Raw genomic sequence first — 23,409 nt, forward strand, 5'->3', positions numbered from 1 at the left:
ATATAATGAAATCAGGCAAGTATAGGAGGAAATGGGATGAATTTTAAACAGCTGTCGTATTTTCAGGATATTGTTCGTACAGGGAGTTTTACAGAAGCAGCAGAAGAAAATTTTATTTCGCAATCGGTCATGTCCCAACAGATGAAGTCGCTGGAAGAGGAGCTTGGTGTGATCCTTTTTGAACGCAAAAATCGCGGATTTCATTTAACGAGAGCTGAGAAATTTTTTATCAAAAAAAGTCAACGGTTGCTAGAAGATTATAATGGCTTGGTAGCTGATACACAAGTTTTGACAGGAACACAGCCAGTTTCCATGCGGATAGGTCTATTGTGGGGAATGACAGAAAGCGTACTGCCCCAGATTTTAGCTGAATTCAAAGAGCGTTTTCCAAGTGTTCAGTTGGAGATCATGGTAGGAAGTCATGAAGAGATTGGCACGGCACTGCGCCAGCAAAAGTTGGATATGACCATTAGCGACCAACGAAAAGCATTTTCTGGCAATTATGCGAATATTTGCTTAACTTCTTTCCCTCTTTATATCAGAGTTGGACATGCTCATCCCTTATCCCAATCAAAATCTGTTCAGATGAAAGACTTGCAGGCTTATTCGGCTTTGTTATTAGCTGTGAAAGGACAGGAAAAGATAGAATCTGATTATTATCGTGACAATCTTGGTTTTCAGTCAGAATTTAATTTTGCTTATTCTCCAGAAGAAGCAACATTGCAACTCATGGTTTCTACTGCTTATTTTCCTTTTGAAAAAATGACTACTAAGGCAACTTCAAACCTTTATTGCGAATTTCCTCTTTTGCAGAATCAGCAACCGATAGAGCGAGACTATTTTCTTTTTTATCGTTTGGAGCACGCTCATCCTTACACAGAAGATTTTTTAGAAATTGCTAAACGTTATTTCAGATAAGTTTTTCTTATCTGATTTTTCTTGTAATTCAAATTGATTTGTCAAAAGCAAAGCCGTACAATAAGAAATGTAAAGAAGAAAGTGAGGAAATATCATGGATATTGATAATAAAGTCTCTTTTCCGGATTTGCTAGGCTTATCTGAAACGGATCCAGAATTTGTTGCACTTTTTAAGCAATTCGCTTTTCAGGAAGTGCCGAAAGACCTCCCCTTCTCATTAGATGAAAGAAGATATTACTTAGCCACTTTAGCTGTTTTAGTTGGCAGTCAAGGGCTTGAAGCCTATAAAGAGATTCTTCCCGTTGCTTTGGACAATGGGGTGAAAGCCGTGGAAGTCAAAGAATTGCTGTATCAAGCGGTTGCTTATCTAGGTCTTAGTCGGGTTTATGCCTTTTTCGCACCTACGAATACGATTTTTACCAATCAAGGAACTTCTCTTCCTTTGGCTAGTCAAAAAAATACGAAAAATCAAACTCGCTTAGAAGCTGGTGAAGAAGCTCAGATTGCAATTTTTGGCGACCAGATGAAGGGTTTTGCGACAAAGGGAGAGCCGGATGTACGCCATATCAACAAATGGTTAGTCGATAATTGTTTCGGTGATTACTATACTCGCTCTAGCCTTGATTATGCTGAGCGTGAATTATTGACATTCTGTTATCTTTATTCTCAAGGGGGCTGTGAACCGCAGTTGAAGGGACATATTGCAGCCAATCTTTGCTTGGGAAATGATAAAACGTTGTTAATTGCAGTCATCTCTGCCTGTATCCCTTATATCGGTTATCCGCGTACTCTCAATGCACTTAGCTGTATCAACGAAGTTGCAAATGCACAACAGTAAATTTATCACAAAGGAAGTAGAAAAATGAAATATCAAACAAAAGAAGCCTTTGATAAGGCAAATCATTTCGGACTTGGTGCATCAAATGATGCTTATGCTCAATACTTTATCGGTCAATCGTATCTAAATGCCCTCGGTGCAACAAAAGATGGTGTAATCGCCCTTCATAATGTTACTTTTGAGCCTGGCTGTCGAAATAATTGGCATATTCACCATGCTAGCAAGGGTGGTGGACAAATTTTGATTTGTACGGCTGGTGAAGGTTGGTACCAAGAAGAAGGAAAAGAAGCCGTTAGTTTATCTGAAGGCTCTGTGGTTGTTATTCCAGCTAATGTAAAACATTGGCATGGTGCGAAAAAAGATTCTTGGTTCAGTCATATAGCGCTTGGTGTTCATGGGGAAGATTTGTCAAATAAATGGTGTGAAGCCGTTTCAGACGAAGAATATAATCAATTAAAAGATTAGAAAGTTACTATTAGCATGAAAAAAGTTCTTATTTTAGGAGCCAATGGGCAAATTGCTCGTTTGGTGATTCCAAGATTATTACAGGAAACAGATGTACATTTGACGCTTTATTTGCGAAAAAGTGCTCGTTTACAGTCACTTGCAGGTGAACGAGTGGATGTTCTTGAAGGGGATGTCAATGATTTTGCAGCCTTGACAAAAGCTATGAGAGGTCAAGATATTGTTTACGCCAATCTTGGTGGACAGTTTGAGCCTATGGCAGCAAATATTGTTAAAGCAATGGAAGAAAATCAAGTTTCTCGTTTGATTTATGTAACAGGCCTTGGTTTGTATCATGAGGTGCCAGGAGAGTTTGGTCGTTGGGTGGAAGAAAGTATTTGTTCGGATATTATGGACGATACTCGTCGCGCAGCGAAAATCATTGAAGAGTCTACTGTTAATTATACGATTTTACGCGCCGCTTATATGACAAACAACCCTGACATTGACTATGAATTAACAGAAAAAGGGGAGCCTTATAAGGGAACAATCATTTCAAGAGCAAGTATTGCAGATTTGATTGTTCGTACCATAAAAGAACCGTCTTTACATAACTACGCAAGTCTAGGTATTTCAAAGCCAGGAACAGACGGCGACAGAGCTATGTATTAAAGAAAACAGCACAAACCTATGGTAAGAAAGTTTGTGCTGTTTTTAATTGCGTGATTTTATTTCATTTTAAATGATAGGATAACAGTTTATCGCTACACAGAGAAATGAAAATGATAGAAAAACTCCCAACGCGATACAATAAAGGTGTTCAAGCCTATTGTAAAGCGACAGGAGAAAATATAGCATAAAAATTTCATTGTTTATCACATATAAGAGTGGAACAGATGATTATGGTTTACTTATCAAATTGAACTTCTTCTAACAGGTACTCAATGAATTTATCACCCATTTTAGATAAGCTAGCTTTTTCGTGTTTGATATAAACCAGCTCAATAGGGTCATCAATATCTAGCGGAATGGAAACAATATTGTCACCGTTGAGGTTGCTGTTGAGAATACCAGTTGCGATAGTGTAACCGTCAAGACCAATCAAAAGATTGAAAAGGGTTGCTCGGTCGCTGACGACGATCGATTTTTTATGGTGTTCTTGGGATAGGATTTCTTCTGAAAAGTAGAAAGAGTTGTGAGTTCCTTGGTCATAGCTCAGATAAGGAAAATCTTCTAGATCAGCTAGTTGCACCAGTTTTTTCTTTGCTAGAGGATTGCTCTTGCTGACAAAGATATGGGGCTGTGCGGTAAAGAGATGAGTGGCAATCAAGTGATTGTCATCTAGCATTTTGGAGAGGACATCGCGGTTGTAGCTGTTGAGAAACAGAACACCAATTTCACTACGGAAATTTTTGACGTCATCAATGATTTCCCAAGTTCGGGTTTCCCGCAGGAAGAGCTCGTACTTTTCCATGTCACTCTTTTTGAGCAGAGATACGAAAGCATTGACCACAAAGGCGTAGTGTTGTGAGGAAACGCTGAAAAGTTCTCGGTTAGCAACGGGATTTTTATAACGTTCTTCCAGCAGCTGGGTTTGCTCTGCTACCTGACGAGCATAGGAAAGAAATTCCATGCCGTCCTTAGTCAAGGTAATGCCTTTGGGATTGCGGATGAAAATCTCAATACCCATTTCATTTTCCAAATCACGCACAGCATTAGACAGACTTGGCTGGGTGATGAATAATTGTTTGGCAGCTTCGTTCATACTGCCCGTTTCGACGATTTTGATAATATAATGTAATTGCTGAATTCTCATAAGCCTATTTTATCACATTAGCATTGACAAAACACTTGTTAAGTTGTAAAATATGTTAAATTTAACCTTTAAGAAAGTCCAGCGAGGCTTCCAAGGTTTCAGGTGAAGGAAGAGTGGGAACAAGTCTGCTCTCTATTTTCGTGAGACCTTGCGTGTGTATGCGAGGTCTTTTTTGGTAAAGAAATGAGGTAGAAATGGTAAGTAGTTCGTGTAAGAAAAGATTTGGAAAAATCATGTTGGAGAAGATGAACATTGTGCATCAAGAGGAAATTGCTCCGCGAATTTTTGCTATGGATTTACAAGGGGAAATGGTTAGCCAGATGAAGGCTGGGCAGTTTCTACATATTCGAGTCCCAGATGATACAAAGCTTCTACGGCGACCTATTTCAATTTCAGAGATTGATAAAGAGAGAAAAATTTGTCGGATTATTTACAGGATAGAAGGGGCAGGCACAGAAATTTTTTCTAAATTGCAGAAGGGTTTTCAGTTGGATGTCATGGGTCCTCAAGGAAATGGGTTTGATTTATCTGGTTTGGACATTGAAGATACAGCCTTAATCATAGGAGGCGGTATTGGTGTTCCGCCCTTGCTGCAGGTAGCAAAAGAATTACATAGCAAAGGGGTCAAGGTCACTTCAGTTCTTGGATTTGCAACAAAAGCCGCCGTTATTTTGGAAGAAGAGATGAAAAAATACGGTCGTGTCATCGTAACAACAGATGACGGTTCTTATGGTCGCAAAGGCTATGTTTCCTCTGTTGTGAATGAGTTGCCAGAAAGTTTTACAGCGGTTTATGCTTGCGGTGCCCCTGGTATGCTCAAATATGTTGATGAAACATTTCGTAGTCATCCGCGAGCTTACATTTCTATGGAGTCACGAATGGCTTGTGGAATGGGGGCTTGCTATGCTTGCGTACTTCATGTGGCTGGTGAGGATCAATCAGTTAATAAGCGTGTCTGTGAAGACGGTCCAGTTTTTGAGACTGGCACAGTCTTGGTGTAGGAGGTGAACATGTCGAAAAATCGTTTAGCAGTTTCTCTTCCGGGATTGGAACTGAAAAATCCAATTATTCCAGCTTCGGGCTGTTTTGGTTTTGGTCAGGAATATGCCAAATATTATGATCTGGATGTGCTTGGCTCGATCATGATTAAAGCAAGCACGCAGAAGCCTCGTTTTGGCAATCCGACACCGCGCGTGGCGGAAACACCAGCTGGTATGCTCAATGCTATTGGTTTGCAAAATCCTGGTGTAGATGTGGTGTTAGCAGAAAAGCTTCCTTGGCTGGCTCAACATTATCCTAATCTGCCGATTATTGCTAATGTTGCTGGATTTTCTAATGAAGAATATGCTTTTGTTGCGGGAAAAATTTCTCAAGCACCAAACGTTAAAGCAATCGAACTCAATATTTCTTGCCCTAATGTGGATCATGGCAATGGAGGATTATTGATTGGGCAGGTGCCGGATTTGGCGTACGAGGCTGCGAAGGCAGCAGTAGATGTATCGGAAGTGCCGGTCTATGTGAAATTGACACCTAGTGTAGCAGATATTACGCAGATAGCTATGGCAGTTGAAGCTGCAGGAGCAACAGGCTTTACTATGATTAACACTTTGGTTGGCATGCGGTTTGACTTAAAAAGCAGAAAACCCATTATTGCAAATGGAACGGGTGGGATGTCAGGACCAGCTGTTTTTCCAGTCGCCTTGAAGTTAATTCGTCAGGTAGCCCAATCTAGCAGTTTGCCAATCATTGGTATGGGTGGAGTAGATTCAGCAGAAGCAGCCATTGAAATGTTTATTGCGGGAGCATCAGCTATTGGTGTTGGCACGGCAAATTTCACTGACCCTTATGCTTGTCCTAATATCATTGAGAACCTACCTAAAGTTATGGATAAGTATGGCATTGAAAGTTTGGAAAGTCTGCGAGCAGAAGTTAGAGAAAATTTTCTTGCTTAATTGATGTTTTACTTGACAAGAGATAAAGTAAATTATAAAATAATTGAAATAAAACCTTTAAAGAAGTCCAGAGAGGCTACTAAGGAAGATACGGTTAAAATGGCAGTTGCTGCCAATTTTCGTGTAACCTTGCCTCGGGCAAGGTTTTTCTATAGCTCGTAATAAGGCAAATTTAGAGCTATTGATGATTAGCTAGTGCTACTAAGCAACTTCATCGTTTGATGTAGTATAGTCAGTATTGAAAGGTGACAGAGCTAGAGATTCTGTCAAAAGGTTAAAAATGGCGAAAAGCCTATAAAAAAGGAGAAGAATCCATGCGTGAAGAACGTCCTATTATTGCCCTTGATTTTCCGTCATTTGATGATGTCAAGGAGTTTTTAGAGCATTTTCCAGAAGACGAAAAGTTATATGTCAAAATCGGTATGGAATTTTTCTATGCCATTGGGCCGGAAATTGTGCATTATCTGAAAGGTTTGGGACATAGCATTTTCCTAGATTTGAAATTGCACGACATTCCAAATACAGTACGCTCTGCCATGTCAGTTTTGAGAACCTTTGGGATTGATATGGTGACGGTTCATGCGGCAGGTGGCGTGGAAATGATGCGAGAAGCCAAGAAGGTTTTAGGTGATCAAGCAAAGCTCGTAGCAGTGACCCAGCTGACTTCTACCAGTGAGGAAGATATGAGGGATTGCCAAAATATCCAAACAACTGTTTCAGAATCTGTTGTCAACTATGCCTGCAAAGCTAAGGAAGCTGGACTGGACGGAGTTGTTTGTTCGGCTCAGGAGGTTAAGCTGATTAAAGCCGCAACATCAGAAGATTTTCTGTGCGTCACTCCAGGTATTCGACCAGCTGGTTCTGAAATCGGGGATCAAAAACGGGTTATGACGCCGCAAGAAGCTCATCAAATTGGTAGTGATTACATTGTGGTTGGGCGTCCAATCACACGAGCAACTGATCCAGTAGCTGCTTACCGAGCTATAAAGGCGGAATGGGTGAATGGTTAGAAAAATTTATCGAGCAATCATTGATAGACCCATCGGTTATCAAGATAGTTTTGGAAATCGTTATCCTATCAACTATGGTTATATTCCGGATTTATTTGCTGGAGACGGCGAAGAACAAGATGTTTATATCATTTCGGAAAAAATACGAGAACCTTTGGAATCTTTTGAAGGAGAATTGATTGCTGTTATTCACCGACAAAATGATGTGGAGGATAAGTGGGTACTGACCTCTACAAATGAGAATATTACCATAGAAGATATTAAAGAAAAGACATATTTTTTGGAACAATATTTTGCTTCCACTATTGAATTATTGTAAAGGAGAAATCATGACTTTAGCAAAAGATATTGCCCGTGACTTACTGAACATTGAGGCTGTTTACTTGAAACCGGAAGAGCCTTTCACTTGGGCGAGCGGTATTAAGTCTCCAATTTATACAGACAATCGTGTGACCTTAGCCTATCCAGAAACGCGGACGTTGATTGAAAATGGCTTTGTAGAGAAAATCAAGGCTGAATTTCCAGAAGTAGAAGTGATTGCTGGAACAGCGACAGCGGGTATTCCTCATGGTGCTATTATTGCAGACAAGATGAATTTGCCCTTTGCCTATATTCGTAGTAAACCAAAAGATCATGGGGCTGGAAATCAGATTGAAGGTCGGGTAAAATCAGGTCAAAAAATGGTCGTGGTTGAGGATTTGATTTCAACTGGTGGTTCTGTTTTGGATGCCGTTGCTGCAGCAAAGCGAGAAGGTGCAGATGTCATTGGAGTGGTGGCTATTTTCACTTATGAATTACCTAGAGCAGAAAAGAATTTTTCAGATGCAGGTGTGAAATTAGTAACCTTATCTAACTACACTGAATTGATCAATCTGGCAGAACAAGAAGGTTATGTTTCAGCAGAAGGTTTGGCTCTACTTGAGAAATTTAAGCATGATCAAGAAAATTGGCAGGGATAAGAAAGATGAATCTAATAGAACTAAGTAGGAAGTATCCTCGGGCAGAAGTTTGGGCACATCCAGATGAGTTTCCAAACTTATATGATTTAACATTGAGAGGAGTCAAGCAAGCGACAAGTTCTTGGTTTGAAGAGTATGAAAAAGACAAGGAATCGTTACCTAAAGTTGGAGAAGTCTCCATCATGCTAGATAGAATGGAGAATCCTAGTCGAGCCTTGGTCATGGTGACTAAAGAAGTTCTTGTCCGTCCCTTTCATCAAGTGACAGCAGAAGAAGCTTTTTTAGAAGGAGAAGGCAATCGCAGTTTAAGAGATTGGCAGACTATTTTTGGTGATTATTGGCGTAAAACCTTGCCAGAAGAAGGATTAGAATTTTCAGAGTCTGGTTTGGTTGTTACAGAAATTTTTACTGTCTTAGAAGATTATCTTTTAGACAATGAAGAAAACGGACGTAGCAAGTAATTAGACGTTAAGCAGCAATCTGACGATTGTTGTTTTTTTAAATAGCGAAACACTGTAGATTTTGTTATAATATCCCTATGCTAAAAACGTACTCTTTTTTTCTTTGGAATCTTGCAAAAAATCATGTTAATTGTGGGCTTGCATTGGTTTTTTACTGCGATTATTCATCTAGGGACAATTTCTAGTCTGGCTTTGATTGGAGTGGCGATACTAGCGTTTCTGGCTTATCGTTATTTAGAAAATGTTAAAAAATGCTACCACTACCTGATGAAGCACAAAGTTGCTATTATGATAGCGGTGATTGTATTTCAGTTAGCAATGCTTTTGTCTGCTCAGTTGCTGATTCGGCGAGATGCAGCAGTTGTTTTCAACGGTGCTTTCAAATACTTAAAAGAATCTTCTATTTCTAGCTATTTGACACGCAATCCGAATAATCTGTTTCTCTTTTTGTATGAGCGCTTTTTTAATAATATCTTTGGAAGTTCAGCTTTATGGATTTTGCAAGGGTTAAATATATTTTATGCCGATATAACGGCTCTCATTTTGTACAAGGGAATGAAAAAACATGTGAGCAAGCCTGCTGCTGATATGACATTTAGTTTGTATGTCTTGCTAGTTGGATTTTCACCTTATTTTTATTCGATGTACACGGATATATGGCCTCTTCCGCTCATTGCTTTACAAATATTCTTACTTTTTGATTTATTTGGACTTCAATGGCAGGATAAGAGAGGACTCTTCATAAAGACAATCGGATTAGGTTTGATAAGTGGGCTTGCAGTTCTGATTCGACCAACTGCGTTGATTGTCATTATGGCAGGTTTTATGTTGCTGTTTTTCAAAAAGGAATGGAAGAAATTTATTCTAATTTTTTTCACCTTTCTCTTATCGTTTGGCATGATTTCTCTCGGCGGAAACTATCTGAAAGCGACGCAAACAGAAGTGACATTGATACAAGGGAAAGGCTTGGCTAAAAGTCCATTGCTCTTTATCGACTTAGGGTTGACTTTTATTGGACACGATCAAGAAGACGTGAAAGAGGGCTTGCTTCAATATATTGATGTTGATGAGCGAGATCGGTACAATAATGGAATGTTCAAGCAAGAAAATGTCAAAAAAGAAATCAGGCGACGTTTAAAAGATTATTCATTTTTAGGATTTCTCAGTCATCTTTACTATAAGCATTCATTAACTGTTTCAGAAGGGACTCTGGGTTGGTTGTATCGAGATGTGGAATATGAAAAAACGCCCTATATTTCCCCTCTCTATCCTTATACAAAAAAGAATACTGTGGCGCAGTTTATCAGAACTTATTTTCTGAGTGTCGATAAGAATGAGTATCGGTATTATGAGATTGTGAAGCAGGTTATTTGGATTGTGATGAGTCTGGGTCTTGTTTTTGCCTTGTGGAAATATCGTGCAGATGATAAACTCAATATGCTCAGTCTTGCAGTCTTTGGTGGTTTGTTGTTTTTGCTCATTTTTGAAGGTGGAAAGACGCGGTATTTAATACAATTTTTACCGCAAATCATCATATTGTCTGCATTAGGATTGACTAAATATTTACCGGATTGGTTAAAAAGTAAGAAAGGAGAAAAGATAAAATGAGAAAATCGTTTTACACTTGGTTGATGACGGAGCGCAATCCCAAAAGCAAAGCACCGAAGGCGATTTTAGCAGACTTGGTGTTTCATGAAACAAATTTCCCTAAGCACACGGCTGATTTTGATGAAGTTAGCCGTTATTTGGAAGAACATGCTGACTTTTCCTTTAATCTTAGCGATTTTGATGCGATTTGGGAAGAATATCAGGCTCATTAGTTCGGAGAAATGATAGAATTTTCCGAGTTACTTTGCTATAATAATAGTAAATAATGTGAAGAAAGAGGTTCTTTATTTGCAAGAACATTCAGTAGAAATTACCTTACAGCATCCGGATGATGCTTTTCATCTTTTTGGTTCCAATGAACGTCACTTGCGTTTAATGGAACAGGAGTTACAGGTAACCATTCATGCAAGGACGGAGGTTGTCCAGATTATCGGTAGCGAAGCAGCTTGTGAGGAGACTCGCCAGGTGCTTCAAGCTCTGCTAGTTTTGGTGAATCGCGGGATGACGATTGGGACACCAGATGTAGTGACGGCTATTACAATGGTCAAAAATGGTGAAATTGATAAGTTTGTGGCTCTGTATGAGGAAGAAATTATCAAAGATTCTTATGGCAAGCCCATTCGTGTCAAGACCTTAGGGCAAAAAATCTATGTTGATAGCATTAAGAATCATGATGTTGTCTTTGGGATTGGACCGGCAGGGACAGGAAAAACCTTCTTAGCGGTGACCTTGGCAGTGACAGCACTCAAACGCGGTCAGGTCAAGCGAATTATTTTGACTCGTCCGGCAGTAGAAGCGGGCGAGAGCCTAGGATTTCTACCAGGGGATTTAAAGGAAAAGGTGGATCCTTATCTGCGACCAGTTTATGATGCATTGTATCAGATTTTAGGTAAGGATCAAACAACGCGTCTTATGGAGCGAGAAATCATTGAGATAGCTCCTTTGGCTTATATGCGTGGACGAACATTGGATGACGCCTTTGTCATCTTAGATGAAGCGCAAAATACAACCATTATGCAGATGAAGATGTTTCTAACACGACTTGGTTTTAATTCCAAGATGATTGTCAATGGGGATATTAGCCAGATTGACTTGCCAAAGAATAATAAATCAGGTCTCATTGATGCGACAGAGAAATTGAAAAATATCAAGCAAATTGATTTCGTTTACTTATCAGCCAAGGACGTTGTGCGTCATCCTGTGGTTGCAGAGATTATCCAAGCTTATGAACATTCTACTGAAATGGCGCATCATCATTTTTCTAAAGAAGAAAAATCAAGTTTGACCAATTCCAAAATCGTCAGCGAGCCAGTCAAGGAGTTGGAAGATGATGAAGGAATATCTCTTGACTAATCTGGACAAGTTGCACACGACTGATTTTGAGGAAGTACGCTTGCAAAAGAATCTGCTACGTGACTGATGACTATCAATGCATCTTCCTATGTCATGATCACAGGACACAGAAAGTAAGAATTAAAAAATGATTGACCAACTATCTAAGCATTACAGATGTAGGATACTAATCGAAAAGGATATCCCAAGTATTTTATCTTTATATGAAAGCAATCCTCTGTATTTTCAGCATTGTCCACCAGAGCCGAATTTGGCAAGTGTAAAAGAGGATATGCTTCGTCTACCTGAGGGGAAAGCTAAGGCTGATAAGTTTTATGTTGGCTTTTGGAATAATTCTAAGCTTGTGGCTGTTATGGATTTTGTCTATGCATATCCTGATGAGGAGACTGTTTTTATTGGTTTGTTTATGGTTGATCAAGCCTATCAGAGGAAAGGGATTGGCAGTCAGATTGTGACAGAAGCACTAGCTTATTTTACTAAGAACTTTCGAAAAGCACGTTTGGCTTATGTTAAGGGAAATCCTCAATCTCGGCATTTTTGGGAAAAGCAGGGCTTTAAACCAATTGGATGCAAGGTTAAGCAAGAACTCTATACGGTTGTTATCGTTGAACAGAGCTTAGGAGATTAGAAATGGCATCAAGTAAGAACTATTTGGAATTTGTTTTGGAGCAATTATCAGGATTAGATGATGTGACTTACCGTTCCATGATGGGGGAGTATATTCTTTACTTCCGTGGCAAGATTATTGGTGGCATTTATGACGATCGCTTTTTAGTTAAACCCGTGCAAGCAGTCTTAGATAAGATTGACCAACCTTCTTTTGAGTTTCCATACGAAGGTGCCAAAGAAATGATTTTAGTGGAAGACCTTGATAATAAGATGTTTCTAGAAGACCTGATTTTAGCTATGTATGATCAACTGCCAACACCCAAACCTAAAAAGAAAAAGCAAAGGTGAACGAAGCAAAAAAGAAGCCTGCTAAGGCCCTGTCTTTGCACGGGCAAGACTTTATATATAAAAAGAAGCTGGGACGAAAGAGCTCAGCTTCCTTTGGTTTATATAGTTGTCATTACAAGACGCAGTGGTTGGGAGAAACTCTGTTGACTTTATTCAATTTAGAGTTTCTTATGCACAATTGAGTCTGGAACGAAAGTCTCCAGTTGCAAAGTATACAGTACAATAAACCAACGATGTAGTAGCTGATGACACAAAGCATAGTGGGTAGGACTTGCGAAGTCACCCTTTTCTTTTCAAAATTTATACTAAATCAGCGATATCAGTGTAGTCGCGATTGAGCCCTTCTGCAACTGGTCGGTTAGTAATATATCCTTTATAAGTAGTCACTCCTTGTTGTAGCCCCAAATCATCTGCTATAGCTTGTTCAAAACCTTTGTCAGCCAAAGCTTCAATGTAAGGAAGTGTTACATTTGTCAGGGCAAGAGTTGATGTACGGGCAACAGCACCTGGGATGTTGGCAACGGCATAGTGAAGCACTCCGTGTTTTTCATAAACAGGCTCATCATGAGTAGTTACACGGTCAGCAGTCTCAACGACCCCACCTTGGTCAACTGCTACGTCAACGATGACAGAACCTGGACGCATTTGGCTGACCATATCATCCGTAACGAGTTTAGGTGCTTTGGCACCAGGGATTAGCACGGCTCCAATCACTACATCAGCATCTTTGACGCTTTCAGCAATATTGAAAGAATTAGACATAAGGGTCTGGATTTGGTGACCAAAAAGGTCTTCTAGTTCTGACAGTCGTTTAGCGCTGATATCAAGAATAGTAACATGCGCTCCCAGTCCTAAAGCGATGCGAGCTGCGTGTGTCCCAACAACTCCACCTCCGATGATAGTGACTTTTCCTTTAGGAACACCAGGAACGCCGCCTAGTAGCACGCCGGAACCGCCTTCTTGTTTGGTTAGAAAGTGAGCCCCAATCTGCACAGCCATTCTCCCTGCAACCTCACTCATAGGAACGAGCAGAGGAAGTTTTCCTTCTTGGTCACGAACGGTTTCGTAAGCAATCCCTGTTGTCTTGCCCACAATCATCGCATCGGCCAATTTAGGCGCAGCAGCCATGTGTAGATACGTGAAAAGCAAGAGGTCATCACGTAAGAAACCGTATTCAGTAGCTAAGGGCTCTTTGACTTTGACAACTAGATCAGCTGCCCAAACTTTGGCTGCAGTTGTAACAATTGTCGCTCCCTGTGCTTTGTAGTCGGCGTCTGTAAATCCAGAACCAAGACCAGCTTTGGTTTCAACCAAAACCTGATGACCTTTTTGGACGAGACTGTAAACGCCAGCTGGTGTTAAAGCAACACGATTCTCATTGTTTTTAATTTCTTTTGGAATACCGATTAACATAGATTTACTCCTTTTTTTGAGATGTTTTTATTGTATATGAAAACGTTTTAAAAATCAAGGCGAAATCAAAGAACATTGATTTCAGTGAGTATTTGTGTTATGCTATGAGGCAAAATAGGAGGTTCGTGCAAAATGGAAAGTATTTATCTAAAGCTAGCTGAAAACCGAACTTTGGAAACAGAGCGCCTGCTTTTGCGGCCTGTGACCTTAGATGACGCTGAGGATATGTTTGAATATTCCTCTGATGAAGAAAATACTCGCTACACTTTTTTACCTAATAAAGATTTGGAAGAAACTAAAAATATTATTGCTCGTTTATTTATGGGGAGACCACTTGGGAATTGGGGAATTGAACTGAAGAAGAGTGGCAAACTGATTGGTAGCATTGACCTGCACAAGCTAGATCCGGTCCTCAAAAAGGCGGCTATCGGCTATGTGATTCATAAGAATTACTGGAATCAGGGCTTGGCAACGGAAGCTTTGAAAGAAATAATCCAGCTGGCTTTTGAAAGTTTGAATATGAATATGTTGGTGGCTCTCCATGATGTGAAAAATCCAGCTTCAGGACGAGTTATGGAAAAGGCTGGTATGAACTTTTCTCACATAGATCCGTATGCTGCCTTGGATTTACATAAAGAAGGTCGAATTTCTCAGAGAGCTTATTATCGTTTGACAAAGAAAGATTATTTTGAAAAATACTGATGTGAATGTGAGATTTATAGGAAATTTTAATGGTGACTAGGTTCTTTTCTGGAACCTTCTAGCAAAATTTTTCTCTTTTAATGAAAACATTTTTCAAATCTATTGACAAGTACCTCTCTGCATGATATAGTAGATAGGGACTGCTGATTTAGCTCAGTTGGCAGAGCGCATCCATGGTAAGGATGAGGTCGCCGGTTCGATCCCGGCAATTAGCATGAAGAACAGGAAAAAGCCCAATTTTAATGGGCTTTTTTGCATTGGTGACGATATTAAGACATCAAATTCACCAGCTATTATAGGTGATGGTATTCGCTTAGGTCAAAGCGTTGGTACAGACCTAGTCGGTTTGGACTTCTATCAAATAATGCTGGTATCTGACCCGATTACAGGCGCCTCCGGCTAACTTCATCATGGTCAATACTTAAGGAAAACATTTTGTAGATGAGTACGGTAGTCGAGATAAATTGGCCCAAGCAGCGATTTACAATGGCGGTCTTTTCTATCTGATTGCAGACGAAAATATCAAAGAAATAGCTAGTCAAGAAAAGATTGATGCACAGGTAGCACATGGAATGATTTACCAATCAGATAGTTTGGAAGAATTGGCAGAGCAAATTGGTGTGGATCCAGCAGTCTTTGTTCAAACTATTAAGGATTACAATTCTTATGTTGATGCGGGCTATGATCCTGAATTTGAAAAGGGAGCTTTCGACCTCAAGGTTGAAAAAGCACCGTTTTATGCCACTCCTCGAAAACCAGCCGTTCATCATACTATGGGTGGGCTTAAGATTGATACGGAAACACATGTTATCAATAAACAAGGACAAGTTATCCAAGGTCTCTATGCAGCTGGAGAAGTAGCTGGCGGATTGCATGACGGAAACCGTTTAGGCGGAAATTCTCTTACTGATATTTTCACTTTTGGACGTATCGCGGCCGAAACTGCTATTGCAGAGAAATGTTAATTTTGATTTTTAGGTAGAAATCCTCTCAGTTTTGGGAGGATTTTTTGTAAATATTCTTGACAAGCATTTCTTTTAATGTTAAAGTATTAACTAATTAAAAGTAGAAAGGAGAATGTATCATGAATGATGTAAAACAAAATAACACTCAGATATATCGTATGACAGAACTCCTTTCTAGCAAACCATTGTAGTTTATTTTTGATGAAAAAATAAATAAAACAAGTAAGCTCAGGACAGGTTTATTCTGTCTTGGGCTTTTTTGTGCGTTTCGGGAAGGATTAGGATGATTAAAAGTTTATTTGGATATATAAAAGAACACAAATGGTTATATTTATCCATTGCTCTGGTTTTACTATTGTATGATTTTACCATGTTGATTCCAACACAGGTGATTCAGCGTTTGGTAGATCATCTGTCGCATCATACTTTAACACAGCAGAATTTAATTAGAGATGTTGGTTTGTTAGCTTTGGTGACAATTTGCAACTATCTGTCGGCTTACTATTGGCATTTAAAGATATTTCAGTCGTCCATTGACTATAAGTTTCTCATGCAAAGAAGGGCTTTTGAGCAATTGGTAGCTATGAGAACGCCTTTCTACGAAAAGTTTCGTTCTGGTGATATTCTAACGCGTTTTTCAACGGATGTTGAGGGAATGATGGAGATGGTTGGTTATGGGATTGTCATTATCTTATATGCTGGAGGCATGATTGCCTTTGTCATTCCGACCATGTTTTTTATCTCATGGGAAATTAGCTTACTGGCTATGATTCCGCTTATGACATTGATGATCTGGATTTATTTTCTTGGTAAAAAACAAGATAAACTAGTCGAAAATAATCGTGAAGCAGTGGCATCTTTGAATGATGAGGTGCTGGAAACAATAGAGGGAGTCCGAGTTGCGCGTGCTTATAGCAAGAAGACAACTCAGAAAGAACAGTTCCAATTGCGCACAAAAGCTTTATCTAAGGTTGGTGATCAAATTGCCAGCATTCAATATCTTTACGCGCCTCTCTCCTCTGTCTTTATCGCTTTATCAACGATTATTGTTCTTCTTATTGGGGCTATTTTTATAAAAATGGGACAGTTAACAATTGGGCAAGTGATCGCTCTTCAATTGTATATGATTAGCCTTATTGAACCTTTTTGGATGTTGTCGGACTTTATCTTGGTCTATCAAACAGGGAAAACGTCTTTTAAAAAGGTCACAGAATTGATTGAAACGACAGATGATATGAAAATGAGTGGCAAAGAGGAGTTAAAACATCTTATCTCTATTCATTTTCAGAATTATCATTTCACTTATCCACAAACAAAAAGACCTAGCTTGCGTAACATAGCTTGGCAAATTGAAGCAGGAAAGACGTATGGTATTGTTGGAAAAACAGGATCTGGTAAAACAACCTTAGTTCGTCAGCTTCTTCAGCAATATCCTGTTGGACGAGGTACATTTCAGATAAATGGAAAATCTGTCAGTCACTATTCACGTCCATCGATTGAAGCAATGATTGGCTATGTCCCTCAGGAGCATATTTTGTTTTCAAAATCTGTCAAAGACAATATTGCCTTTGGCAAGAAAAATGCGACATTAAGTGATATTGAGAAAGCTATTGAAACAGCGGTATTTTCAGAAGATTTAAAACGAATGCCAGACGGAGTGGAAACGCTTATTGGTGAGAGGGGAGTGTCAATATCTGGCGGTCAAAAACAAAGAATTTCTTTGGCACGCGCTTTTATTAGCCAGCCAGAAGTCCTCGTTTTGGATGATTCTTTGTCGGCAGTTGACGCTCAGACAGAACGCCGAATTATCCAAAATATCCAGAAGGTACGAGCGAATCAGACAACAATCATTGTGACGCACCGTTTGTCAGCTATCCAGCAGGCAGACTGGGTTCTTGTCTTAGAAGACGGACAAATTATAGAAGAAGGGACTCCGAACCAGTTGCTTAATAAAGGAGGTTGGTACGCCGAACAATATCAGCGGCAGCAACATCAGAAAGGAGGGAGCGAATGAGTATCATTAGTCGTTTATTAAAAGAACTAAAAGTTGTTCGAATTGCATTTTTTCTTGCGGTTGGAATTGCTGTCTTAGCAACGGTGACTAGTCAACTGTCCCCCCTCTTTTTGAGAAATATGATAGACGGACCGCTTACACAGATTGGAAACGGAAAAGATCGTCAGGTTCAGCTTTTGCAATTAGCTGGATTATACGTAATTGCTGTAGTTTTGGGGAGTGCCTTGACTTACTTAGGCGACCGACTTTTAGCGCATTGTGGCAACAAAGTCGCCGAACATCTGAGAAATGAAGCTTATCAGGTTATGCAAAATTTGCCGATTTCTTACTTTGATGATAAGCCGGCAGGGAAGATTGCGACCAGAATTGTAAATGACACGGAAACCTTACGAAGACAATTTTATGCCAGTTTGGTTAGTGTTTTGATTCAAGTTCTTCGGATTGTTTTTACCTACGTTCTGTTGTTTTATCTTAATCCGCTTGCTGCCTCAGTGCTGTTGCTGTTGCTTCCTACTTTTTATGGGATACAAGTATTTTATAAAAAACTAACGGACAAGCCGATGAAAGATTTCTACGATGCACGTAGTGACATCAATAATCAAGTGAATGAATTGATGCATGGAGCTAGTCTGATACAGCTATATCATCAGGAAAAAATAGTTCTTTCAGAATTTGATGCTACTGCCCGAAAAATGAGCCAAGCTGATAAACAAATTGTATGGGTAAGCGCTCTTTCGTCTTGGCCGTTAACGGAATTTTTGAAAAATGCAGTGCTTGCTGTTATTTTGACAATAGTTGGTCAGCAATTTCTAGGCGGTCATAGCGTTATTACCGCAGGTGTACTGTTTGTCTATCTCGATTATATTATTGATTTATTTGAGATGATGGGTTTTCTGGTTCGACTTTTCCCGAATGTACAACGATCATTGGAAACAGGAAAACGAGTTTTAGAATTGCTAGATCAACCTCAGGAAGCGGATGAGAAAACGCAGTTAATAGTCAATAAAGGTGAGGTTGTGTTTGAACATGTGAGCTTTGCATATGAGAAAGGAAAAACTATCCTGCACGATATTAGCTTTAAGGCAAAGCAAGGAGAGACGATTGCTTTGGTGGGACATACCGGCTCTGGAAAATCTTCTATCATGAACCTACTTTATCGTTTCTACGATCCCCAAAAAGGGAAAATATATATTGATCAACAAGATATTCAACAATATTCTCGTGAAAGTCTTCGTAGTCACATGGGGATTGTTTTGCAAGATCCTTATCTATTCACAGGAACACTAGCAAGCAATGTAGCGATGAGCCATTCAGGCATCAATCGTGAAAAAGTCCTGGAAGCTTTAGAAAAGGTTGGTGCAGGGGACTTGCTGGCTCGTTGTAAAAAAGGAATTGATGAACCTGTAAAGGATAAAGGGACAGCATTTTCGAGCGGTGAACGGCAACTGATTTCATTTGCACGAACTCTCTACGCTAATCCCAAAATTTTAATATTGGACGAAGCAACTTCCCATATTGATACAGAAACCGAAGAGCTGATTCAAAAAGCAATGGCGGTGGTCAAGGAGGGGAGAACGACTTTTATCATTGCTCACCGTTTATCCACCATTCAAGATGCAGACCAAATTTTGGTTATTTCTGAAGGAAAGATTGTGGAGAGAGGGCAACATGATACATTGGTAAAACAAAATGGAATCTATGCTCAAATGAGCCGTCTCCAGCAACAAGTATAAGTTTTGAAAGAAAAAATATGAAATAAAGAGCAGAACGAAATAGTAAATGATTTATAAATCAGCCATCCCTATCTGAAATATGGTATAATGAAGTGATACTAATAAAGTGGGTGTAATATGTATATAGAAATGGTCGACGAGACAGGGCAAGTTTCAGAAGAAATCATCAAGCAAACGCATGATATACTGGAATTTGCTGCTAAAAAGATTGGCAAAGAAGAAAAAGAAATGGCGGTGACATTTGTTACCAACGAGCGCAGCCATGAGCTGAATTTGGAATATCGAAATACAGATCGTCCGACAGATGTTATCAGCTTGGAGTACAAGCCTGAGCTGGACATTGCCATTGACGAGGAGGATTTACTAGAAAATCCTGAGCTGGCGGAAATGTTAGAGGATTTTGATGCCTATATCGGAGAGCTCTTTATTTCCATAGATAAGGCGCGTGAACAAGCAGAAGAATATGGTCACAGTTTTGAGCGAGAGATGGGGTTTCTTGCAGTGCATGGTTTTTTGCATATCAATGGATACGATCACTATACGCCAGAAGAAGAGGCGGAAATGTTTGGTTTACAGGAAGAAATTTTGACTGCTTATGGACTTACAAGACAATAAAAAAAACAAGCGCAAATGGAAGAATCGGGATGTCATTTCGAGTTTAGAATTTGCTCTGACAGGGATTTTTACGGCAATCAAAGAAGAACGTAATATGCGTAATCATGCCGTTTCAGCAGTTGCGGTCGTGCTTGCAGGATTGCTTTTTCGGGTATCTGCGATAGAGTGGCTCTTTCTCTTTTTGAGTATTTTTCTAGTCATTTCTTTTGAGATTATGAACTCTGCTATTGAAAATGTGGTAGACTTAGCTAGTGATTATCACTTCTCCATGCGAGCTAAAAACGCCAAGGATATGGCAGCAGGAGCTGTTTTGGTTGTTTCCGGTTTTGCGGTTATAACAGGATTGATTATTTTCGTTCCGAAAATTTGGAATTTACTTTTTTAACATGAAAATCGGAGAATCCTTTCCGATTTTCTTATATTAGACTAATAAGGAATAAACGAGGTAAAAAATGACCTTTAAATCAGGATTTGTTGCTATTTTAGGACGTCCAAATGTTGGAAAGTCTACTTTTTTAAATCATGTTATGGGGCAAAAGATTGCTATCATGAGTGATAAGGCTCAGACGACTCGTAACAAGATTATGGGAATTTACACGACAGATCAGGAGCAGATTGTTTTTATTGATACGCCGGGGATTCATAAGCCTAAGACTGCCTTGGGCGACTTTATGGTGGAATCCGCTTACAGTACCTTGCGTGAAGTGGATACAGTTCTTTTTATGGTTTCTGCCGATGAAAAATGCGGTAAGGGTGATGATATGATTATGGAGCGTTTAAAAGTGGCTAAAGTTCCTGTTATTTTGGTCATCAATAAAATTGATAAAGTACACCCGGATCAGCTGCTGAGTCAGATTGATGATTACCGCAAGCAGATGGACTTTAAGGAAGTTGTGCCAATTTCTGCTCTTCAAGGCAATAATGTTTCGCATCTAGTTGATATTTTAAGTGAAAACTTAGAGGAAGGTTTCCAATATTTCCCAGCTGACCAGATTACCGACCACCCTGAGCGTTTTTTGGTTTCTGAGATGATTCGGGAAAAGGTTTTATTGCTGACACGTGAAGAAATTCCGCATTCAGTAGCGGTAGTCATTGACAGTATGAAGCGGGATGAGGAGACTGATAAAGTGCATATCCGTGCTACCATTATGGTGGAAAGAGACAGTCAAAAGGGCATTATCATCGGCAAAGGCGGCTCTATGCTTAAGAAAATCGGCTCTTTGGCACGCCGCGACATTGAACTCATGCTGGGTGATAAAGTCTTTCTTGAAACTTGGGTTAAAGTCAAGAAAAACTGGCGGGACAAAAGGCTAGACTTGGCAGATTTTGGATATAACAAAAAGGAGTATTAGAGGCTGAGGAAGATGAGGTCGTTATTTGTTGCAGAAAAAGGTCACCAAAATGATAAAAGTATTGTCCTTTTGCATGCGTCTGGTTCTAGCAGTTAGATGTGGGCACATCATATCGCTGAGTTAAAAAATGATTTTCACTGTATAGCTGTTGATTTGCCTGGACATGGTTCTAGCCGCGACATTGGGCGGACAAATTTTAATGATGTTACAGAAATGATTGCTGATATCATCAAAAACAGGGCTCACGGCAAGCCGCACCTTGTTGGACTATCGTTGGGAGGCAGTCTCGTTCTTAAATTGTTGGAAAAACATGCTGATTTATTTGATAGAGCGATTGTTGACGGTGCCTGTCACCACCCTATAAAAGGCTACCGCAAAGTCATTGCCGGTGTTTACATCATGTCGTTATTAAAAAACACTAAGCTAATGGGCAACCTTATGGCAAAAATGATGCAGAAAGATGGTGTACCTGAAGAGAGCTATCGTTAGTTCATAATGGATTTGCAAAGGGCTTCTGCTAAGTCTTTTCGCCGAGCAATGTTACAGGCAAATCTGCTGAGGATTACTGCAAATTTCGACAATCCTGTTTTCTTTGTTTCGGGCGGTAAAGAATCGAAGTCAATTCATGAATCTCATAAAGAATTGGTAAGAAAAAACAGACTGAGTGATCGTGCCTATTATCCAAATAAAGGGCATGCGTGGCTGTTTAGTGATATTGACACGCATATACAATTACTCCGCTACTTTTTTCAAGACGAAGCATTTCCAGATAAATTAAAAGGTTTCTAAATATGGACTACATTTCCTACATTCGCTCAAAGGTTGGGCATGACAAGGTTATTCTGACCTTTGCTGGCGGTATTTTAGCAGATGACGAGGGACGCGTGCTGTTGCAACTACGCGGGGATAAGAAAACATGGGCTATTCCAGGCGGTGCAATGGAGCTTGGCGAATCCACTCTTGATACTGCTAAGCGTGAATTTTTTGAAGAAACTGGCATTGAAGTAGAAGCTACTCGTTTTCTCAATGTTTACAGTAATTTCGAGGAAGTTTATCCGAATGGTGATGCGGTGCAGACGGTTGTCTTCATCTATGAGCTGGCGGCTGTTTCACCAGTGAATATTGCAGATTTTCACAATGAAGAAACTCTACGCCTGCGTTTCTTTTCTAAGGAAGAAATTGAGAACTTAGAATCTGTGAGTAGTAAGCATCGCCTGATGTTAGCTGAGTATTTTGATGACAACTTTGCGATGGGACATTGAGTTGAGATTGACATATAATCCGTGATTAATTTATTTTTTAAGGAGGTAGGGCAATGGAATTTGTAAATCTTTTAGTGGAAAATGTGGAACGAGCCGAGGAGCGTTTTTTGTCGGTGCTGACTAATTTATCTGTGGAAGAAGCGAATGATTTTCCGGTTGCGGATACAGTTCCGTCCATTAAGTCTGTGACTTGGTTGACTTGGCATACGGCGCGGGAGCTGGATTTTCAGATTGCTGATTTAGCTAAGACCGAACCAGTCTGGTTCTCTAAAGGTTGGAAGAAAAAGTTTGCCTTGGATTTGCCAGATGATACGGAAGATTGGCACCATACTCCTCAAGAAGCGCATAAAGTTGTGGTGACAGATATTGAGTTGCTCAAAGACTATCTGTCTGAAGCGGTTGCGGCAACAATTGCTTATTTATCAGAGGTGAATGAAGACAGTTTGGACGATGTTGTTGATGAGAATTGGACTCCAGCTATTAAACGTGGGAATCGTTTAGTATCGATCATTGACGATGCTGCTATGCATTCAGGTCAGGCAATCTATGCTCGCCGCCTGCTAGGAAGAGAAGATTGAAAAAGGGAATGGTAGGGGAAATTCGAGCGGTTGAAAAATCTCATCTAGCTGACTGGGCTTACTTTGCTCATTTAGCTTGGAAGATAGAGAAAAAGAAATTACTAGCAGCATTTTTTGAAGGCAAATTTCCTAATGAATTTTTATACTACTTAGAGGGAGAAGCCGTTGCTTGGATCAGCTTATCTATGCGTTCGGAGTATGTGGAAGGAGCAGAGCAACTTCCTATCGCATATATTGAAGGCATAGCGGTAGCACCTGCTTTTCAAAGAAATGGCATCGCTCATCAACTTCTAGAGTTTGCACAGTCGTGGGCGAAAGAAAAAGGAGTGTACCAGCTAGCTTCAGATTGTGATATGGACAATGCAGTCAGTCAAGCTTTTCACAAGAGTGCGAGATTTGAAGAAATAAGTCGAACTGTTCATTACATATTACATTTGGATAAGAAAGGATAAAGATTAC

General features: G+C 39.8%; 26 protein-coding genes, 1 tRNA gene and 2 pseudogenes. 27 read left to right on the top strand and 2 right to left on the bottom strand.

From position 1 onward, the window contains the following. Positions 1 to 36: 36 nt before the first annotated feature. From EHW89_RS03850 to EHW89_RS03865, 4 genes are all read left to right on the top strand, one after another. Entirely contained in the window at positions 37 to 918 is an 882-nt protein-coding gene (locus EHW89_RS03850) for a LysR family transcriptional regulator (protein ID WP_126466766.1), read from the top strand. A 94-nt stretch (positions 919 to 1,012) separates the two neighbouring features. Continuing rightward, complete coding sequence (locus EHW89_RS03855) at positions 1,013 to 1,756, top strand: carboxymuconolactone decarboxylase family protein (RefSeq protein WP_126466768.1); 744 nt, start codon at positions 1,013 to 1,015, stop codon at positions 1,754 to 1,756. Positions 1,757 to 1,780: 24 nt separating this feature from the next. Continuing rightward, positions 1,781 to 2,221 carry a cupin domain-containing protein gene (locus tag EHW89_RS03860; protein WP_126466770.1) on the top strand — a complete coding sequence of 147 codons (441 nt, stop codon included), beginning with the start codon at positions 1,781 to 1,783 and terminating at the stop codon, positions 2,219 to 2,221. A gap of 15 nt (positions 2,222 to 2,236) precedes the next feature. Further along, positions 2,237 to 2,872 (top strand): SDR family oxidoreductase, encoded by a 636-nt coding sequence (locus tag EHW89_RS03865; protein WP_126466772.1) that lies wholly within the window; start codon positions 2,237 to 2,239, stop codon positions 2,870 to 2,872. Positions 2,873 to 3,107: 235 nt separating this feature from the next. Here the strand turns inward: EHW89_RS03865 and EHW89_RS03870 are convergent, their stop codons facing one another. After that, complete coding sequence (locus EHW89_RS03870; RefSeq protein ID WP_126466774.1) at positions 3,108 to 4,016, bottom strand: LysR family transcriptional regulator; 909 nt, start codon at positions 4,014 to 4,016, stop codon at positions 3,108 to 3,110. 194 nt (positions 4,017 to 4,210) lie between these two features. Here EHW89_RS03870 and EHW89_RS03875 point away from each other — a divergent pair, with 194 nt between their 5' ends. From EHW89_RS03875 to EHW89_RS03925, 11 genes are all read left to right on the top strand, one after another. Continuing rightward, positions 4,211 to 5,017 (top strand): dihydroorotate dehydrogenase electron transfer subunit, encoded by an 807-nt coding sequence (locus EHW89_RS03875; RefSeq protein ID WP_126466776.1) that lies wholly within the window; start codon positions 4,211 to 4,213, stop codon positions 5,015 to 5,017. A 9-nt stretch (positions 5,018 to 5,026) separates the two neighbouring features. Beyond that, entirely contained in the window at positions 5,027 to 5,968 is a 942-nt protein-coding gene (locus EHW89_RS03880; RefSeq protein WP_022526947.1) for a dihydroorotate dehydrogenase, read from the top strand. A 314-nt stretch (positions 5,969 to 6,282) separates the two neighbouring features. Then, positions 6,283 to 6,978, top strand: a complete 696-nt coding sequence (gene pyrF / locus EHW89_RS03885; RefSeq protein ID WP_003035645.1) for an orotidine-5'-phosphate decarboxylase — start codon at positions 6,283 to 6,285, stop codon at positions 6,976 to 6,978. Beyond that, the gene (locus EHW89_RS03890) at positions 6,971 to 7,297 is read left to right on the top strand and encodes an inorganic diphosphatase (protein WP_126466778.1); all 327 of its coding nucleotides are present in this window, start codon (positions 6,971 to 6,973) and stop codon (positions 7,295 to 7,297) included. The genes pyrF and EHW89_RS03890 overlap by 8 nt, the downstream gene beginning before the upstream one ends. Positions 7,298 to 7,307: 10 nt before the next feature. Beyond that, the gene (gene pyrE, locus EHW89_RS03895) at positions 7,308 to 7,937 is read left to right on the top strand and encodes an orotate phosphoribosyltransferase (RefSeq protein ID WP_049506915.1); all 630 of its coding nucleotides are present in this window, start codon (positions 7,308 to 7,310) and stop codon (positions 7,935 to 7,937) included. A gap of 5 nt (positions 7,938 to 7,942) precedes the next feature. Then, positions 7,943 to 8,398, top strand: a complete 456-nt coding sequence (locus EHW89_RS03900; RefSeq protein WP_003035663.1) for an ASCH domain-containing protein — start codon at positions 7,943 to 7,945, stop codon at positions 8,396 to 8,398. A gap of 123 nt (positions 8,399 to 8,521) precedes the next feature. Then, positions 8,522 to 10,006: a glycosyltransferase family protein gene (locus EHW89_RS03905; RefSeq protein WP_126466780.1), complete on the top strand. Its 1,485-nt coding sequence runs from the start codon at positions 8,522 to 8,524 to the stop codon at positions 10,004 to 10,006. After that, positions 10,003 to 10,218 (top strand): YozE family protein, encoded by a 216-nt coding sequence (locus EHW89_RS03910; RefSeq protein ID WP_049492862.1) that lies wholly within the window; start codon positions 10,003 to 10,005, stop codon positions 10,216 to 10,218. The genes EHW89_RS03905 and EHW89_RS03910 overlap by 4 nt, the downstream gene beginning before the upstream one ends. 76 nt (positions 10,219 to 10,294) lie before the next feature. Beyond that, complete coding sequence (locus tag EHW89_RS03915) at positions 10,295 to 11,359, top strand: PhoH family protein (protein WP_126466782.1); 1,065 nt, start codon at positions 10,295 to 10,297, stop codon at positions 11,357 to 11,359. A 127-nt stretch (positions 11,360 to 11,486) separates the two neighbouring features. Then, on the top strand, positions 11,487 to 11,987 hold the full coding sequence (locus EHW89_RS03920; RefSeq protein ID WP_126466784.1) for a GNAT family N-acetyltransferase: 501 nt from the start codon (positions 11,487 to 11,489) through the stop codon (positions 11,985 to 11,987). A 2-nt stretch (positions 11,988 to 11,989) separates the two neighbouring features. Continuing rightward, positions 11,990 to 12,316 carry a TfoX/Sxy family protein gene (locus tag EHW89_RS03925; protein ID WP_126466786.1) on the top strand — a complete coding sequence of 109 codons (327 nt, stop codon included), beginning with the start codon at positions 11,990 to 11,992 and terminating at the stop codon, positions 12,314 to 12,316. A 300-nt stretch (positions 12,317 to 12,616) separates the two neighbouring features. Here the strand turns inward: EHW89_RS03925 and ald are convergent, their stop codons facing one another. Further along, the gene (ald, locus tag EHW89_RS03930) at positions 12,617 to 13,729 is read right to left on the bottom strand and encodes an alanine dehydrogenase (RefSeq protein WP_126466788.1); all 1,113 of its coding nucleotides are present in this window, start codon (positions 13,727 to 13,729) and stop codon (positions 12,617 to 12,619) included. 132 nt (positions 13,730 to 13,861) lie between these two features. On the opposite strand from ald, the gene EHW89_RS03935 reads away from it, so the two are divergent. The 12 genes and pseudogenes from EHW89_RS03935 (at position 13,862) to EHW89_RS04000 (ending at position 23,402) form a co-directional block, all read left to right on the top strand. Next, on the top strand, positions 13,862 to 14,431 hold the full coding sequence (locus tag EHW89_RS03935) for a GNAT family N-acetyltransferase (RefSeq protein WP_126466790.1): 570 nt from the start codon (positions 13,862 to 13,864) through the stop codon (positions 14,429 to 14,431). A 142-nt stretch (positions 14,432 to 14,573) separates the two neighbouring features. Then, positions 14,574 to 14,646, top strand: a tRNA-Thr gene (locus EHW89_RS03940). A 41-nt stretch (positions 14,647 to 14,687) separates the two neighbouring features. Continuing rightward, positions 14,688 to 15,396, top strand: a pseudogene (locus tag EHW89_RS03950) (FAD-dependent oxidoreductase); the annotation flags it as partial. A 283-nt stretch (positions 15,397 to 15,679) separates the two neighbouring features. Further along, positions 15,680 to 17,410: an ABC transporter ATP-binding protein gene (locus tag EHW89_RS03955; RefSeq protein WP_126466796.1), complete on the top strand. Its 1,731-nt coding sequence runs from the start codon at positions 15,680 to 15,682 to the stop codon at positions 17,408 to 17,410. Beyond that, positions 17,407 to 19,143 (top strand): ABC transporter ATP-binding protein, encoded by a 1,737-nt coding sequence (locus tag EHW89_RS03960; protein ID WP_126466798.1) that lies wholly within the window; start codon positions 17,407 to 17,409, stop codon positions 19,141 to 19,143. The genes EHW89_RS03955 and EHW89_RS03960 overlap by 4 nt, the downstream gene beginning before the upstream one ends. A gap of 117 nt (positions 19,144 to 19,260) precedes the next feature. Further along, positions 19,261 to 19,758: an rRNA maturation RNase YbeY gene (gene ybeY, locus EHW89_RS03965; RefSeq protein WP_003024775.1), complete on the top strand. Its 498-nt coding sequence runs from the start codon at positions 19,261 to 19,263 to the stop codon at positions 19,756 to 19,758. Further along, on the top strand, positions 19,739 to 20,143 hold the full coding sequence (gene dagK, locus EHW89_RS03970; RefSeq protein ID WP_126466800.1) for a diacylglycerol kinase: 405 nt from the start codon (positions 19,739 to 19,741) through the stop codon (positions 20,141 to 20,143). Before ybeY ends, dagK begins: the two co-directional genes overlap by 20 nt. 67 nt (positions 20,144 to 20,210) lie before the next feature. Next, complete coding sequence (gene era, locus EHW89_RS03975) at positions 20,211 to 21,110, top strand: GTPase Era (RefSeq protein ID WP_126466802.1); 900 nt, start codon at positions 20,211 to 20,213, stop codon at positions 21,108 to 21,110. 96 nt (positions 21,111 to 21,206) lie between these two features. Then, a pseudogene (locus EHW89_RS09500) lies at positions 21,207 to 21,899 on the top strand (alpha/beta fold hydrolase). Positions 21,900 to 21,901: 2 nt separating this feature from the next. Continuing rightward, the gene (locus EHW89_RS03990; RefSeq protein WP_106384026.1) at positions 21,902 to 22,372 is read left to right on the top strand and encodes an NUDIX hydrolase; all 471 of its coding nucleotides are present in this window, start codon (positions 21,902 to 21,904) and stop codon (positions 22,370 to 22,372) included. Positions 22,373 to 22,425: 53 nt separating this feature from the next. Beyond that, the gene (locus EHW89_RS03995) at positions 22,426 to 22,950 is read left to right on the top strand and encodes a mycothiol transferase (RefSeq protein WP_126466807.1); all 525 of its coding nucleotides are present in this window, start codon (positions 22,426 to 22,428) and stop codon (positions 22,948 to 22,950) included. Positions 22,951 to 22,958: 8 nt separating this feature from the next. Next, positions 22,959 to 23,402 (top strand): GNAT family N-acetyltransferase, encoded by a 444-nt coding sequence (locus tag EHW89_RS04000; protein ID WP_126468059.1) that lies wholly within the window; start codon positions 22,959 to 22,961, stop codon positions 23,400 to 23,402. The last annotated feature ends 7 nt before the right edge of the window (positions 23,403 to 23,409 follow it).

It is taken from the genome of Streptococcus periodonticum (assembly GCF_003963555.1).
GTDB classification, from domain to species: domain Bacteria; phylum Bacillota; class Bacilli; order Lactobacillales; family Streptococcaceae; genus Streptococcus; species Streptococcus anginosus.